Origin of the sequence: Pseudomonas chlororaphis, assembly GCF_001921865.1 — a bacterium.
Lineage (GTDB): Bacteria > Pseudomonadota > Gammaproteobacteria > Pseudomonadales > Pseudomonadaceae > Aquipseudomonas > Aquipseudomonas chlororaphis_D.
In genome coordinates this window covers 54,385-68,789 of record NZ_MSCT01000006.1, presented here as the reverse complement: position 1 = coordinate 68,789, position 14,405 = coordinate 54,385, and the positions used below count along the sequence as shown (strand labels likewise).

At 63.3% G+C, this 14,405-nt stretch carries 11 protein-coding genes and 2 tRNA genes; 10 read left to right on the top strand and 3 right to left on the bottom strand.

Annotated features, from left to right (window positions below):
- Nucleotides 1-81: 81 nt before the first annotated feature.
- The gene (gene dinB, locus BTN82_RS05760; RefSeq protein ID WP_075118198.1) at nt 82-1,143 is read right to left on the bottom strand and encodes a DNA polymerase IV; all 1,062 of its coding nucleotides are present in this window, start codon (nt 1,141-1,143) and stop codon (nt 82-84) included.
- Between the two features lie 302 nt (nt 1,144-1,445).
- Between dinB and BTN82_RS05755 the strand changes: the two genes are divergently transcribed.
- The 4 genes from BTN82_RS05755 (at nt 1,446) to BTN82_RS05740 (ending at nt 6,018) form a co-directional block, all read left to right on the top strand.
- Nucleotides 1,446-1,522: transfer RNA gene (locus BTN82_RS05755), tRNA-Met, on the top strand.
- Between the two features lie 197 nt (nt 1,523-1,719).
- Nucleotides 1,720-1,796 (top strand) — tRNA-Met (locus BTN82_RS05750).
- Between the two features lie 278 nt (nt 1,797-2,074).
- A complete protein-coding gene (gene mprF / locus BTN82_RS05745; protein ID WP_075118197.1) occupies nt 2,075-4,723 on the top strand; it encodes a bifunctional lysylphosphatidylglycerol flippase/synthetase MprF in 2,649 nt (882 codons plus the stop codon).
- Nucleotides 4,723-6,018, top strand: a complete 1,296-nt coding sequence (locus BTN82_RS05740; protein ID WP_075118196.1) for a virulence factor family protein — start codon at nt 4,723-4,725, stop codon at nt 6,016-6,018. Before mprF ends, BTN82_RS05740 begins: the two co-directional genes overlap by 1 nt.
- A gap of 135 nt (nt 6,019-6,153) precedes the next feature.
- On the opposite strand, the gene BTN82_RS05735 is transcribed toward BTN82_RS05740, so the two are convergent.
- Nucleotides 6,154-7,995, bottom strand: a complete 1,842-nt coding sequence (locus BTN82_RS05735; protein ID WP_410002792.1) for a potassium transporter Kup — start codon at nt 7,993-7,995, stop codon at nt 6,154-6,156.
- 357 nt (nt 7,996-8,352) lie between these two features.
- Between BTN82_RS05735 and rimO the strand changes: the two genes are divergently transcribed.
- From rimO to tsaA, 6 genes are all read left to right on the top strand, one after another.
- Nucleotides 8,353-9,690, top strand: coding sequence for a 30S ribosomal protein S12 methylthiotransferase RimO (gene rimO, locus BTN82_RS05725; RefSeq protein ID WP_075118193.1), 1,338 nt, complete (start codon nt 8,353-8,355; stop codon nt 9,688-9,690).
- A gap of 104 nt (nt 9,691-9,794) precedes the next feature.
- A complete protein-coding gene (locus BTN82_RS05720; RefSeq protein ID WP_075118192.1) occupies nt 9,795-10,268 on the top strand; it encodes a GNAT family N-acetyltransferase in 474 nt (157 codons plus the stop codon).
- An 82-nt stretch (nt 10,269-10,350) separates the two neighbouring features.
- Nucleotides 10,351-11,061 (top strand): rRNA pseudouridine synthase, encoded by a 711-nt coding sequence (locus tag BTN82_RS05715; RefSeq protein ID WP_075118191.1) that lies wholly within the window; start codon nt 10,351-10,353, stop codon nt 11,059-11,061.
- A gap of 65 nt (nt 11,062-11,126) precedes the next feature.
- Nucleotides 11,127-11,588, top strand: a complete 462-nt coding sequence (locus BTN82_RS05710) for a DUF1456 family protein (RefSeq protein ID WP_075118190.1) — start codon at nt 11,127-11,129, stop codon at nt 11,586-11,588.
- Nucleotides 11,589-11,719: 131 nt separating this feature from the next.
- Complete coding sequence (locus BTN82_RS05705) at nt 11,720-12,490, top strand: SDR family oxidoreductase (protein ID WP_075118189.1); 771 nt, start codon at nt 11,720-11,722, stop codon at nt 12,488-12,490.
- A 134-nt stretch (nt 12,491-12,624) separates the two neighbouring features.
- Nucleotides 12,625-13,320: a tRNA (N6-threonylcarbamoyladenosine(37)-N6)-methyltransferase TrmO gene (gene tsaA, locus BTN82_RS05700; protein ID WP_075118188.1), complete on the top strand. Its 696-nt coding sequence runs from the start codon at nt 12,625-12,627 to the stop codon at nt 13,318-13,320.
- Between the two features lie 178 nt (nt 13,321-13,498).
- Here the strand turns inward: tsaA and fpr are convergent, their stop codons facing one another.
- Complete coding sequence (gene fpr, locus BTN82_RS05695) at nt 13,499-14,278, bottom strand: ferredoxin-NADP reductase (RefSeq protein ID WP_007923929.1); 780 nt, start codon at nt 14,276-14,278, stop codon at nt 13,499-13,501.
- Between the last annotated feature and the right edge of the window lie 127 nt (nt 14,279-14,405).

The window sequence follows — 14,405 nt, the reverse complement described above, 5'->3', positions numbered from 1 at the left end:
CCGGAAAGCCATCGCGAGCCAGCTCGCTCCTGCAGGATTGATCCTGACCCTGTAGGCGCGAGCTGGCTCGCGATGCTCTTTTCAGCGGTTGAACAACTCCAATTGCTCATGCCCGCCGCGCAAATCCTGCAAGCGCACGCCAATCCCCAACAGCCGCACCGGCCTGTCCCCACGCTTGAACGCCTGAGTCAGGAGCTGCCGGTAACTCTCCAGGTCCCGCCCCGCCCCCGCCTGCTCCAGGGTGGTCTGGGTGAAATCGTGAAACTTCACTTTGACGAAGGGCTTGCCCGGCCGATAACTGCTGTCGATTCGCTCGATCCGACCCGCCAGGGTCTGCATCAGCTCCGGCAGCTTGTCCAGACAGCTCTGCAGATCGGGCAGGTCGACGTCGTAGGTGTTTTCCACGCTGATGGATTGGCGCCGGCTGTCGTTCTGCACCGGCCGGTCATCGATGCCCCGGGCCAGGTTCCACAGGCGCTCGCCAAAACTGCCGAATTCACGCACCAGCGCCAGCTTGTTCCATTCGCGCAACGCCTCGCAGCTGACGATGCCCAGGCGCCCCAGCTTGTCGGCCGTGACCTTGCCCACGCCGTGCAGCTTGTTGACCGGCAAGGCCGAGACGAAGTCCTCGACCTGATCCGGGGTGATCACGAACAGGCCATTGGGCTTTTTCCAGTCGCTGGCGATCTTGGCCAGGAACTTGTTCGGCGCCACCCCCGCCGACACGGTGATATGCAACTGGTTGGACACCCGGCGGCGGATATCCTGGGCGATGCGTGTGGCGCTGCCGGCAAAGTTGGGGCTGTCGGAAACATCCAGGTAGGCTTCGTCCAGGGACAACGGCTCGATCAGGTCGGTGTAGTCGCGGAAGATCGCCTGAATCTCCTTCGACGCCTCCCGGTAGGCCTCCATCCGCGGCTTGACGATCAACAGGTCGGGGCACAGCGTCAGCGCATGCCGCGACGACATCGCCGAACGCACGCCAAAGGCGCGGGCCTCGTAGTTGCACGTGGCAATTACCCCGCGACGCTCCGCCGAGCCGCCCACCGCCATCGGCCTGCCGGCCAATTGCGGGTCGTCGCGCATTTCGATGGCGGCGTAGAAGCAATCGCAATCGATGTGGATGATTTTGCGCTGCGTCATATAAAGGCAGAGTTCATGGAGGCAGGAGGTTAATCATGAAACATGGGCCGACAGTATCTCACTGAGACCTGTATATAGCACCAGTAGTTTGATTTCTCCTGACCGGGGCCGGAAAAATCTCAATGTGAATTTATTTTCTCAATCGAACAAAACCCTTCAATAGAGCTGAAAGCCTTGCCTGGCATGCCCTGAAGGGCAATTCAGCCGCTGCCTCTTCCTGCTAAGCGCTTGAACAGGAACAGTTTTTTAAAACTCTTAGGTTGACAGCCTGGCGATTCTCTGTAGAATGCCGCCACATCAGACGCGGGATGGAGCAGCCTGGTAGCTCGTCGGGCTCATAACCCGAAGGTCGTCGGTTCAAATCCGGCTCCCGCAACCAAACATCGAAAAAGGCCACTCGAAAGAGTGGCCTTTTTTGTGCGTGCAGGTTTTGTCGCTCGGGGCCGCGGGAAAAATAAAACCCCTTTCAAGACCGAGACTTAAGCCCTCTCGAGGGCAATAAAGCATTAATTTGACTGAGCAGGCCATTAACGGTTGACACCCCGGCATTCGCCTGTAGAATGCCGCCACATCAGACGCGGGATGGAGCAGCCTGGTAGCTCGTCGGGCTCATAACCCGAAGGTCGTCGGTTCAAATCCGGCTCCCGCAACCAAACATCGAAAAAGGCTACTCGAAAGAGTGGCCTTTTTTGTATCTGTCGAAAAAATCTTTTCGCAACAATGACCTGGCAATCTTCCGTGAACCGTCAGTCGCCTCCCTCCTTGCTTGCAACCCGCTATGCTCATTCCCAGGTCGCAACATGAAACCCTGACCGTCCGGGCTCGCAGGGCCAGGGTGAGACGCGTTAATATTTGAAATTATTTTTTCTGCAGGGATTGGTAACTTGGCTGGATACCCCCATCCTGTCGCGCACAATCCACGAGGTGATTGATGCGCGCCAACTCGTCTGACTCACAAGACACCGATACCGTTACAGCGAACCAACCGGTCGCCGCCACGCGCCTGCGCTGGCTGGAACTGCTGAGCAAGTACCGCCAGCCCATTGGTATGGTCGTCACCCTGCTGCTGTTCGGCATCGCCCTGATTGCCTGCCGTCACCTGCTCAGCGAGCTGGACCTGTACGCCCTGCACGACTCGATCCTCGACGTGCCGAAACCGGCCCTGCTTGGCGCCCTGGCCGCAACCGTGGTCGGCTTCGTCATCTTGCTCGGCTATGAATGGTCCGCCAGCCGCTACGCCGGGGTGGACCTGCCGGCGCGCACCCTGGCGCTGGGCGGCTTTACCGCTTTTGCCATTGGCAACGCGATCGGCCTGTCGCTGCTTTCCGGCGGTTCGGTGCGTTACCGACTCTACGCCCGGCATGGCGTGGGCGCCGGCGACGTCGCCCACATGACGCTGTTCGCCAGCCTGTCCCTGGGCTGCGCCCTGCCGCCGCTTGCCGCCCTCGCGACCCTGAGCAACCTGCCCGCCGCCTCCGCGGCCTTGCGCCTGTCCGAAGGTTTGCTGGCCGGTATCGCCGGCGGCGTATTGATGCTCTTCGCGATCCTGGTCGTCGGCATCTACCGTCGTCGCCTGCCCGAACAGCCATTGCTCGACAACCTGCTGGTCCGGGCCGGGCGCCGTACCCTGCGCCTGCCGGGTCGACGCCTGACCTTGCTGCAACTGCTCATCACCGCCCTGGACGTCGCGGCGGCGGCCACCGTGCTTTATCTGCTGCTGCCTGAAGCGCCGCCTTTCGGTGCCTTCCTGCTGGTCTACCTGCTCGCCCTGGCAGCCGGCGTACTCAGCCATGTGCCCGGCGGCGTCGGGGTGTTCGAGGCGATTCTGCTAGCGGCCTTCGCCGACACGCTGGGCGCGGCGCCACTGGCGGCGGCCCTGCTGCTGTACCGGCTGATCTACGTGATCCTGCCGATGCTGGTGGCCTGTGTGCTGCTGCTGATCAACGAAGCCCAGCGCCTGTTCCAGACTCGCCAATCGCTGCGCGTGGCCTCGGGCCTGGCAGCGCCCATCCTCGCGGTGCTGGTATTCCTGTCCGGCGTGGTGCTGCTGTTTTCCGGCGCCACTCCGGAAATCGACACCCGCCTGCAGCACATCGGCTTTCTTATCCCGCACCGCCTGGTGGACGCCTCGCACTTCGGCGCCAGCCTGATCGGCGTGCTTTGCCTACTGCTGGCCCAGGGCCTGCGCCGGCGCCTGTCCGCGGCCTGGATGCTCACCACCATCCTGCTGCTGGTGGGCGCCCTGCTCTCCCTGCTCAAGGGTTTCGACTGGGAAGAAGCCTGCCTCATGACCCTGACCGCCAGCCTGCTGGCGATCTTCCGGCGTTCTTTCTACCGGCCGAGCCGCCTCACCGAATTGCCGTTCTCGCCGCTGTACCTGGTGGCCAGCGTCTGTGTGCTCGGTGCCTCGATCTGGCTGCTGCTGTTCGCCTATCAGGACGTGCCCTACAGTCACCAGCTCTGGTGGCAGTTCACCCTCGACGCCGACGCCCCACGGGGCTTGCGCTCGCTGCTGGGCGCCGCGGTGCTGCTGGTGGTGGTGTCCCTGACCTGGCTGCTGCGCACCGCACGTCCGGTGATCCACCAGCCCACCGGCGAAGAGCTGGACCGCGCGGCGAAAATCCTCATGGCCTCCTCCCAGCCCGATGGCGGCCTGGCGCTGACCGGCGACAAGGCCCTGCTGTTCCACCCCAACGACGATGCGTTCCTCATGTACGCTCGGCGCGGCCGCAGCCTGGTGGCGCTGTACGACCCGATCGGGCCGACCCAGCAGCGGGCCGAGATGATCTGGCAGTTCCGCGACCTGTGCGACCTCCACCATGCGCGACCGGTGTTCTATCAGGTGCGCGCGGAAAACCTGCCGTACTACATGGACATCGGCCTGACCGCCATCAAGCTGGGCGAAGAAGCCCGGGTCGACCTGAATCGCTTTGATCTCGAAGCCAAGGGCAAAGAGATGAAGGACCTGCGCTACACCTGGAACCGTGGCACCCGGGACGGCCTGACCCTGGATATCCATGAGGCCGGGCACGCGCCGATGGACGAGCTGAAAATCATTTCCGATGCCTGGCTGACCGGCAAGAACGTCCGTGAGAAGGGTTTCTCCCTCGGCCGCTTCAGCGAGGATTACCTCAAGCATTTCCGTATCGCGATCATCCGTTTTGAAGGACGTCCGGTGGCCTTCGCCAACCTGCTCGAGACCTACAGCCACGACCTGGCCAGCCTCGACCTGATGCGCGCCCACCCGGACGCCCCGAAGCTGACCATGGAATTCATGATGGTCGGCCTGATCCAGCATTATAAAAACCATGGCTATGCACGCTTCAGTCTGGGCATGGTGCCGTTGTCGGGTCTGCAACCCCGGCGCGGCGCCCCCCTGACCCAGCGCCTGGGATCGATGGTTTTCCGTCGGGGTGAGCAGTTGTACAACTTCCAGGGACTGCGCCGTTTCAAAGACAAATTCCAGCCTGACTGGGAACCTCGTTATATGGCCGTGCCCGCCGGACTGGATCCGCTGGTGGCACTGGCCGATACCGCCGCCCTGATTGCGGGCGGCCTGACTGGATTGGTGAAACGCTGATGATTCAACGCTCCTGGCGGTATGTATTAGCCACCCTGGTGGTGCTTGCCCTGATTGCGGGAGGCGGCTACTGGTTCTGGAGTCGTCCGGCTCCCCAGCCGACCCTGGAACGCCTGGCCCAGGCCGATGGTTCGACCCTGACCCGCGTCACCCCGGCCTCCCAGGCCAAGGCTCGGGTCGCCGTGGCCGTCCTCGCCGACGAAGCCCTGACCGACGCCCAGCTGACAGCCCTGAGCCGCGGCGGCGCGGCGCAGATCGTCCAGGTGATCTTGCCCAAGGACGACTGCAAGGCGCAGGAACAAGCCCTGCAAACCGCCCTTGGCCAACTCAAGGGCCCGGCGACCCTGGTCAGCGGCATCGGCCCGGGCGCTGCCCTGGCCTGGCGCTGGATCGCCGCCCAGAACGACGACAAGGCCCAGGCGGTGTCGGTGGGTTTCACCATCAACCCGGCGCCGGGCTGCACCGATCCGCTGCCCAAGACCCTGGCCCACGGCCACTGGCTGGTGGCCTGGAACGACAACCCGGATGACGAAAGCGCCGGTTTCGTGCGCGACACGCCGAATGCCAGCACCAGCATCAGCGACTACGACATCCACCTGCCCCAGGTGCTGAACAACGAACTGCGCAAGCTGCTGGTGGGTTCGGACAATGGCGGCCTGAACATCCCAGTGGTCGAAGTACCGGCCGGCCAGACCAAGGACACCGTGACCCTGTTCCTCTCCGGCGACGGCGGCTGGCGCGACCTGGACCGCGACGTGGCCGGCGAAATGGCGAAGATCGGCTACCCCGTGGTCGGCATCGACACCCTGCGTTACTACTGGCAGCACAAGACGCCGGAACAGAGCGCCACCGACCTCGCCGAGCTGATGCAGCACTACCGACAGAAGTGGGGCACCAAACGCTTCGTGCTGACCGGCTATTCGTTCGGCGCCGATGTCTTGCCGGCGATCTACAACCGTCTGCCGGAAGCCGAACAGCAGCGGGTCGACGCCATTATCCTGCTGGCCTTCGCCCGTACCGGCAGCTTCGAGATCGAAGTCGAAGGCTGGCTGGGCAACGCCGGCAAGGAAGCCGCCACCGGCCCGGAAATGGCCAAGCTGCCAGCAGCCAAGGTGGTGTGCATCTATGGCGAGGAAGAAGTCGACGAAAGCGGTTGCACCGACAAGACCGCGGTCGGCGAAGCCATGAAGCTGCCGGGCGGCCACCACTTCGACGAGAACTACCCGGCCCTGGCCCAGCGTCTGGTGGACATCATCGAGAAACGCCAGGGCAAGGAAAAGGTCGCCGAAGAGTGACCTGAACGCTGGCCAAGAAGCCCCCGCTGCCCAACGGCACCGGGGGCTTTTTCATGCCTGCGCACACCCGGGCACCTCCAACAAAAAAGCCCCCGTCACTGCCAAGGTGACGGGGGCTTTTGTTATGGCGATGGCTTACATCTCGACCTGGGTCCCCAGCTCGATCACCCGGTTCACCGGCAGGTTGAAGAAGCGCAGGTTGCCGTTGGCGTTCTTCAGCATGAAGGCGAACAGCGCCTCGCGCCAACGGGCCATGCCGACCATCTTCGAGGTGATGACCGTCTCGCGGCTGAGGAAGTAGGTGGTGCGCATCGGGCTGAAGTCCAGCTCGTCCAGGTGGCACAGTTTCAGCGCCTCCGGCACGTCCGGCTCGTCGGTGAAACCGAAATGCAGGATCACCCGGAAGAACCCTTCGCCATAGGAGTCCACCTCGAAGCGCCGGCCTGCCGGTACCCGCGGAATATCCTCGTAGACCACGGTCAACAGCACCACCTGCTCATGCAGCACCTGGTTATGCAACAGGTTATGCAGCAAGGCGTGGGGCACGGCATCCGGGCGGGCGGTCAGGAAGACCGCGGTGCCCTGGACCCGGTGCGGCGGCTGCACGCGGATGCTGCCGATGAAGATCGGCAGCGGCAAGGCGCCCTCGGCCAGGCGATCCATCAGCAATTGCTTGCCGCGTTTCCAGGTGGTCATCAGCACGAACAGGGCGATACCGGCGATTACCGGGAAGGCACCGCCCTGGATGATCTTCGGCACGTTGGCGGCGAAGTACAGGCCGTCCACCAACAGGAAGCCCAGCAACACCGGCACGGCCAGCACCGGCGGCCATTTCCACAGCAGCAGCATCACCGCCGACACCAGGATGGTGGTCATGAGCATGGTGCCGGTCACCGCCACGCCATAGGCCGAGGCCAGGGCCCCGGAAGATTCGAAGCCCAATACCAGCAAGACCACGCCGATCATCAGCGACCAGTTCACCGCGCCGATGTAGATCTGCCCCTGTTCGGCGCTGGAGGTGTGCTGGATGTGCATGCGCGGGATGTAGCCCAGTTGAATGGCCTGGCGGGTCAGGGAGAATGCGCCGGAAATCACCGCTTGCGACGCAATCACCGTGGCCAGGGTCGACAGGCCTACCAGCGGAATCAGCGCCCAGCTCGGCGCCAGCAGGTAGAACGGGTTGCGCGCGGCCTCCGGATCGCCCAGCAGCAAGGCGCCCTGGCCGAAGTAGTTGAGCACCAGCGCCGGCAGCACCAGGATGAACCAGGCACGGGCAATCGGCTTGCGGCCGAAGTGGCCCATGTCGGCGTACAGCGCCTCGGCACCGGTCAACGCCAGCACCACCGCGCCGAGGATCGCCACGCCCATGCCCGGATGGACGATGAAGAAGCGCACGGCCCACATCGGGTTCATCGCCTGCAACACTTCCGGATGCTGGCTGATGCCATAGACGCCAAGGGCAGCGAGCACCAGGAACCAGGTGACCATGATCGGCCCGAAGAGAATGCCGATCCGCGCCGTACCGTGGCTCTGGATCAGAAACAGCGCCACCAGCACCACCAGCGACAACGGCACGACCCAGTGGTCGATCCCCTCGAAGGCCAGGCCAAGGCCTTCGATGGCCGAGAGCACGGAAATCGCCGGGGTGATCATGCTGTCGCCATAGAACAGCGCCGCGCCGATCAAGCCGCAGACCACCAGCAACGCGCGCAACCGCGCATGGCCCGCCGCAGCTCGTCGGGCCAGGGCGGTGAGCGCCATGATCCCGCCTTCGCCCTGGTTGTCGGCGCGCAGGACGAACATCATGTACTTGATCGACACCACCCAGATCAGCGACCAGAAGATCAACGATAGAATCCCCAGCACGCCGTCATGGTTGACCGCTACGCCGTAACCGCCGGAGAACACTTCTTTGAGGGTGTACAACGGGCTCGTGCCGATGTCGCCATAAACCACCCCGACCGCGGCGACCAGCATGCTCAGCGGTTTCGCCGCCGAATGCTCGGCGCCCGCCGCCTGACTACTTGCCTGACCCATCCAACACTCCTGATTCCAGACCCGGCTTCGTTAAGCGAAGCACTATGCTTTTGTCGTGCAGCATGCCTTGTTTTACTTGTTGTTACAGACGTTTTGTTGACTGTAAGAACTCACCTTGGCGCAACGGCGCGAAGCATAGCGCAGCACTCGTCGCATTTCCCTGCATAAAGCTGGTCAAGTGCCTCGCCCATCGCTAGAATTGCGCACTTTTTGATCAGAGGCGCGCCAAGCGCCCGTTCGTCGCCAGCGGTTTTATCCAAACCGCCCAGCGACCCGACACCTATACCGAGGTTAGACATGTCCACCCCTACCGCGCCAGCCAACCCCAAGGTCGGCTTCGTTTCCCTGGGTTGCCCGAAAGCGCTGGTCGACTCCGAGCGCATCCTCACGCAACTGCGCATGGAAGGCTATGACGTGGTGTCCACCTACCAGGACGCCGATGTCGTGGTGGTCAACACCTGCGGCTTCATCGACTCGGCCAAGGCCGAATCCCTGGAAGTGATCGGCGAAGCCATCAAGGAAAACGGCAAGGTCATCGTCACCGGCTGCATGGGCGTGGAAGAAGGCAATATCCGCGACGTGCACCCGAGCGTGCTGGCCGTGACCGGCCCGCAGCAGTACGAGCAAGTGGTCAGCGCCGTGCACGAAGTGGTACCGCCGAAACAGGACCACAACCCGCTGATCGACCTGGTGCCGCCGCAAGGCATCAAGCTGACCCCGCGCCACTACGCCTACCTGAAGATTTCCGAAGGCTGCAACCACAGCTGCAGCTTCTGCATCATCCCGTCGATGCGCGGCAAGCTGGTCAGCCGTCCGGTGGGCGACGTGCTGGACGAGGCCCAGCGCCTGGTCAAGTCGGGGGTCAAGGAACTGCTGGTGATTTCCCAGGACACCAGCGCCTACGGCGTCGACGTCAAGTACCGCACCGGTTTCTGGAACGGCGCGCCGGTGAAGACCCGCATGACCGAGCTGTGCGAAGCCCTCAGCACCCTGGGCGTCTGGGTCCGCCTGCACTACGTCTACCCGTACCCACACGTCGACGAGCTGATCCCACTGATGGCCGCCGGCAAGATCCTGCCGTACCTGGATATCCCGTTCCAGCACGCCAGCCCGAAAGTCCTCAAGGCCATGAAACGCCCGGCCTTCGAAGACAAGACCCTGGCCCGGATCAAGAACTGGCGCCAGATCTGCCCCGAGCTGATCATCCGCTCGACCTTCATCGTCGGCTTCCCCGGCGAGACCGAAGAAGACTTCCAGTACCTGCTGGACTGGCTGACCGAAGCCCAGCTCGACCGCGTCGGCTGCTTCCAGTACTCGCCGGTGGACGGCGCGCCGGCCAACGACCTGGACCTGGACGTGGTTCCAGACGAGGTCAAGCAGGACCGTTGGGAGCGCTTCATGGCGCACCAGCAGGAAATCAGCTCGGCGCGCCTGCAACAGCGCATCGGCAAGGAAATCGAAGTGCTGATCGATGAGGTCGACGAAAACGGCGCCGTAGGCCGTTGCTTCTTCGATGCCCCGGAAATCGACGGCAACGTGTTCATCGACGGCGCAGGCAGCCTGAAGCCGGGCGACAAGGTCTGGTGCCGGGTCACCGACGCGGACGAATACGACCTGTGGGCAGAAACCCTGTAAGGCGTAAAAGCGCAAAAGCCCCGCTCTCTTCGCGAGATGCGGGGCTTTTTTACGTCTATCGTTTGCTCAGGATCCCCCAGCGTCACAGCACAGGAGCAGGCGGCATGCGCCATCATTCGGTCATCCACACCCCGAAACACAGCGACTACCCGGAACTGACCCGGGTCTGGGAAGCCTCGGTACGCGCCACTCACGACTTCCTGCCGGACAGCTACATCGAGCTGCTGAAGAACCTGGTGCTCAACCGCTACCTGGATGCGGTGATGCTGATTTGTACCCGGGATCAGCGCCAGCGCATCACCGGTTTCGCCGGGGTCGCCGCCGGCAAGATCGAAATGCTCTTCATCGACCCCGCCCACCGCGGCCAGGGCCTGGGCAAACAACTGCTCAGGTACGCCATCGAACACCTGAACGCCGACGAGCTGGACGTCAACGAGCAGAACCCGCAAGCCCTGGGTTTCTACTTCAAGCAGGGCTTCGAGATCATCGGCCGCTCCGAACACGACGGCATGGGCCAGCCCTACCCGCTGCTGCACATGCGCCTGAAACAGCCACAGCCGCAGGCGCTGCGCGGCTAATAGCCACAGCGGGCAAATGGACCCGCGATTAACCGGCGCCAGGCAGGTACAATACTTGCCCCCTTTTGTTACGGCCCCTGTCATGACCGACCCGATTCGTCTCTCCAAGCGCCTCATCGAACTCGTCGGCTGTTCCCGCCGGGAGGCTGAGCTGTTCATCGAGGGCGGCTGGGTCACCGTGGATGGCGAAGTCATCGACGAGCCGCAATTCAAGGTCGACGTCCAGAAAGTCGAACTCGACCCGCAGGCCAAGGCCACCGCACCGGAACCGGTGACGTTGCTGCTGAACGTGCCGGCCGGCCAGGATGTCGAGAGCGCCATGGCGTCGCTGGGCGCCGCCAGCCTGTCCGAGGAACACCGCTTCGGCAAACGGCCGCTCAAGGGACACTTCCTGCGCCTGACCGCCAGCGCCGACCTGCAAGCCAACGCCAGCGGCCTGCTGGTGTTCACCCAGGACTGGAAAGTCCTGCGCAAGCTGACCGCCGACGCGGCCAAGATCGAGCAGGAATACGTGGTCGAGGTGGAGGGAGAGATAATCGACCACGGCCTCAATCGCCTGAGCCACGGCCTGACTTACAAGGGCCGGGAACTGCCGCCGGTCAAGGCCAGCTGGCAGAACGAAAACCGCCTGCGCTTCGCCATGAAAAACCCGCAACCGGGCGTGATCGCCCTGTTCTGCGAAGCCGTGGGCCTGAAGGTCGTCGCCATCCGCCGCATCCGTATCGGCGGGGTGTCCATCGGCAAGGTGCCGCTCGGGCAATGGCGCTACCTGTCCGCCAAGGAGAAATTCTAGGCGAGCTCCACTCAAGCGCCGCGCTCGCCCGCGGCGCTCAACACGCACACATCAGGACTGTAGACATGATTCATAACGACGTACTGCGCAGCGTGCGCTACATGCTCGACATCAGCGACAAGAAGGTCGTCGAGATCATCAAGCTCACCGGCTTCGACGTCAGCCTGGACGACGTGGTCAGCTACTTGAAAAAGGACGAGGAAGAAGGTTTCGTGCATTGCCCGGACGAGGTCATGGCGCACTTTCTCGACGGCCTGGTGATCTTCAAGCGGGGCAAGGACGAAAGCCGTCCGCCGCTGCCGATCGAGCTGCCGGTGACCAACAACATCATCCTGAAGAAACTGCGGGTGGCCTTCGAGCTGAAGGAAGACGACATGCACGCCGTGCTCAAGGCCGCCGACTTCCCGGTGTCCAAGCCTGAGCTAAGCGCGCTGTTCCGCAAATTCGGCCACACCAACTACCGCCCGTGCGGCGACCAGTTGCTGCGCAACTTCCTCAAGGGCCTGACCCTGCGCATTCGCGCCTGATTGTCCTGGTTCGCGGTGGCCGCTTCCGGCCGCCGCCATGCATGCCCCTTCATTCCCCCGCACAATAGTGGCTCCGCCCGCCGCGCCTGACGACTAGGGTATGCACTGACCCTCAGCCCTCAGGATTCGCCATGCACCCCTACTTTTCCCTGCAAGGCCGCACCGCCCTGGTGACCGGCGGCACCCGCGGTATCGGCAAGATGATCGCCAAGGCTTATGTCGAAGCCGGCGCCACCGTTTACCTCTGCGCCCGCGACGCCGAGGCCTGCCAGCAGACCGCGACGCAGCTCGGTGCCCTGGGCCAGTGCCATGCCCTGGTCGCCAACCTGGCCAGCGAGGAAGGCGCACAGCAACTCGCCGCCCACCTCGAAGCCCGGATCGGCCAGCTGGATATCCTGGTGAACAATGCCGGCACCACCTGGGGCGCGCCCCTGGAAAGTTACCCGGTCAAGGGCTGGGAGAAGGTCATGCAATTGAACGTGACCTCGGTGTTCAGTTGCATCCAGCAACTGCTGCCGCTGCTGCGCAAGGCCGGCTCCGCGGCCAACCCGGCACGCATCATCAATATCGGTTCGGTAGCCGGGATTTCGTCCTTCGGCGAGCAGGCCTACGCCTATGGCCCGAGCAAGGCCGCGCTGCACCAACTGTCGCGCATCCTCGCCCGAGAGTTGGTGAGCCAACACATCAACGTCAACGTGATCGCCCCCGGACGCTTTCCCAGCAAGATGACCCAACATATCGGCAACGACGAACAGGCGCTGGCCGACGACACCGCGCTGATCCCGATGAAGCGTTGGGGCCGCGAGGAAGAAATGGCCGCCCTGGCCATCAGCCTGGCGAGTACCGCCGGGGCCTACATGACCGGGAATATCATCCCGCTGGATGGCGGGTTCAGCCTGTAGGGGGCTCATCGCGAGCAAGCTCGCTCCTACAGGATTCGCGCTGTCCGTAGGAGCGAGCTTGCTCGCGATAGCGACATCGGCCCCTGCCCGTCTCGGGTTATCATGGCGGCCCTGCCCCGCCTCGACTCCAGACCATGACCTACAGCGTTTCCCCCATTGGCTTCGTGCGTTCCTGCTTCAAGGAAAAGTTCGCCATCCCGCGCCAACCGCAACTGGCCCCGGCGGCCCGTGGCGTGCTGGAACTGGTGGCGCCCTTCGACCAGGGCGACGCGGTGCAGGGGCTGGAACAGGTCAGCCATGTCTGGTTGCTGTTCCTGTTTCACCAGGCGCTGGAGGACAAGCCGCGGCTCAAGGTCCGCCCGCCGCGCCTGGGCGGCAACAAATCCATGGGCGTATTCGCCACCCGCGCCACCCACCGCCCCAACGGTATCGGCCAATCGGTGGTCAAGCTGGACCGGGTCGAGGCCGACCGCCTGTGGATCTCCGGCATCGACCTGCTGGACGGCACGCCGATTCTCGATATCAAGCCCTACGTGCCCTACGCCGACATCATCCCCAGCGCGAGCAACAGCATCGCCAGCGCGGCCCCGCAGCTGATCCCGGTGCAATGGAGCGACAATGCCCGGCAACAGGCGCATACGCACGCACAGCGCCTGCAGGAGCCGCTGCTCGAACTGATCGAGCAATGCCTGGCCCAGGACCCGCGCCCCGCCTACCAGACGCCTACCCCGGAGCGCGAATACGGCGCACAGTTCTGGGACCTGGATGTACGCTGGCACTACCCGCAGCCGGGCCTGATCCAGGTCCTGGAAGTGGTTCCCGCGCGCTGACGGCCCCTGAAAACGAAAAAGCCCGCGTTGCCTGGAAAGGCAACGCGGGCTTTCTGTGTGCTGCTGCAGGAGCGAGCTTGCTCGCGATGGGCGTTAACGATAACGCGTAGTTTCTGAATGCTCGGGTTGCTTACAGATCCATCGCGAGCAAGCTCGCTTCTACCTACACCTGCGCCGCTTACTTCTCGACGAAGGCGCGCTCGATCAGGTAGTCGCCCGGCTCGCGCATACGCGGCGAAACGGTCAGGCCGAAGCTGTTGAGCACTTCGCTGGTCTCGTCGAGCATGCTCGGACTGCCGCACAGCATAGCGCGGTCGTCCTGCGGGTTGATCGGCGGCAGGCCGATGTCGCTGAACAGTTTGCCGCTGCGCATCAGGTCGGTCAGGCGGCCTTCGTTCTCGAACGGCTCGCGGGTCACGGTCGGGTAGTAGATCAGCTTTTCACGCAGCGCCTCGCCGAAGAACTCGTTCTGCGGCAGGTGCTCGGTGATGAACTCGCGGTAGGCGACTTCGTTGACGTAACGCACGCCGTGGCACAGGATCACTTTTTCGAAACGCTCGTAGGTTTCCGGGTCCTGGATGACGCTCATGAACGGCGCCAGGCCGGTGCCGGTGCTGAGCAGGTACAGGTGTTTGCCAGGCTTCAAGTCATCCAGTACCAGGGTACCGGTAGGCTTCTTGCTGATGATGATCTCGTCGCCTTCCTTCAAATGCTGCAGCTGGGAAGTCAGCGGACCATCGGGAACCTTGATGCTGAAGAACTCGAGATGCTCTTCCCAGTTCGGGCTGGCGATCGAGTAAGCGCGCATAAGCGGGCGGCCATTGGGTTGTTGCAGGCCGATCATCACGAACTGACCGTTCTCGAAGCGCAGGCCCGGATCGCGGGTGCACTTGAAGCTGAACAGAGTGTCGTTCCAGTGATGAACACTGAGGACACGCTCGTGGTTCATGTTGCTCATGTACGGGGGACTCCTGGAAAGTTGTCTGCGCCTACTCTGCGACAAGCGAGCCGCGCGCAATTGCACAGCATTCTAATGGCGGCGACAATATCTGTTAACTGGATTATTAAGATAAGGGTTATCGGTT

Bases quoted from the DNA above. Each gene is read 5' to 3' on its own strand.
- dinB (WP_075118198.1), bottom strand. From the start codon at position 1,143: ATGACGCAGCGCAAAATCATCCACATCGATTGCGATTGCTTCTACGCC.
- BTN82_RS05740 (WP_075118196.1), top strand. From the start codon at position 4,723: ATGATTCAACGCTCCTGGCGGTATGTATTAGCCACCCTGGTGGTGCTT.
- tsaA (WP_075118188.1), top strand. From the start codon at position 12,625: ATGACCTACAGCGTTTCCCCCATTGGCTTCGTGCGTTCCTGCTTCAAG.
- BTN82_RS05710 (WP_075118190.1), top strand. From the start codon at position 11,127: ATGATTCATAACGACGTACTGCGCAGCGTGCGCTACATGCTCGACATC.
- BTN82_RS05720 (WP_075118192.1), top strand. From the start codon at position 9,795: ATGCGCCATCATTCGGTCATCCACACCCCGAAACACAGCGACTACCCG.
- mprF (WP_075118197.1), top strand. From the start codon at position 2,075: ATGCGCGCCAACTCGTCTGACTCACAAGACACCGATACCGTTACAGCG.
- BTN82_RS05735 (WP_410002792.1), bottom strand. From the start codon at position 7,995: ATGCTGGTCGCCGCGGTCGGGGTGGTTTATGGCGACATCGGCACGAGC.
- BTN82_RS05715 (WP_075118191.1), top strand. From the start codon at position 10,351: ATGACCGACCCGATTCGTCTCTCCAAGCGCCTCATCGAACTCGTCGGC.
- rimO (WP_075118193.1), top strand. From the start codon at position 8,353: ATGTCCACCCCTACCGCGCCAGCCAACCCCAAGGTCGGCTTCGTTTCC.
- fpr (WP_007923929.1), bottom strand. From the start codon at position 14,278: ATGAGCAACATGAACCACGAGCGTGTCCTCAGTGTTCATCACTGGAAC.
- BTN82_RS05705 (WP_075118189.1), top strand. From the start codon at position 11,720: ATGCACCCCTACTTTTCCCTGCAAGGCCGCACCGCCCTGGTGACCGGC.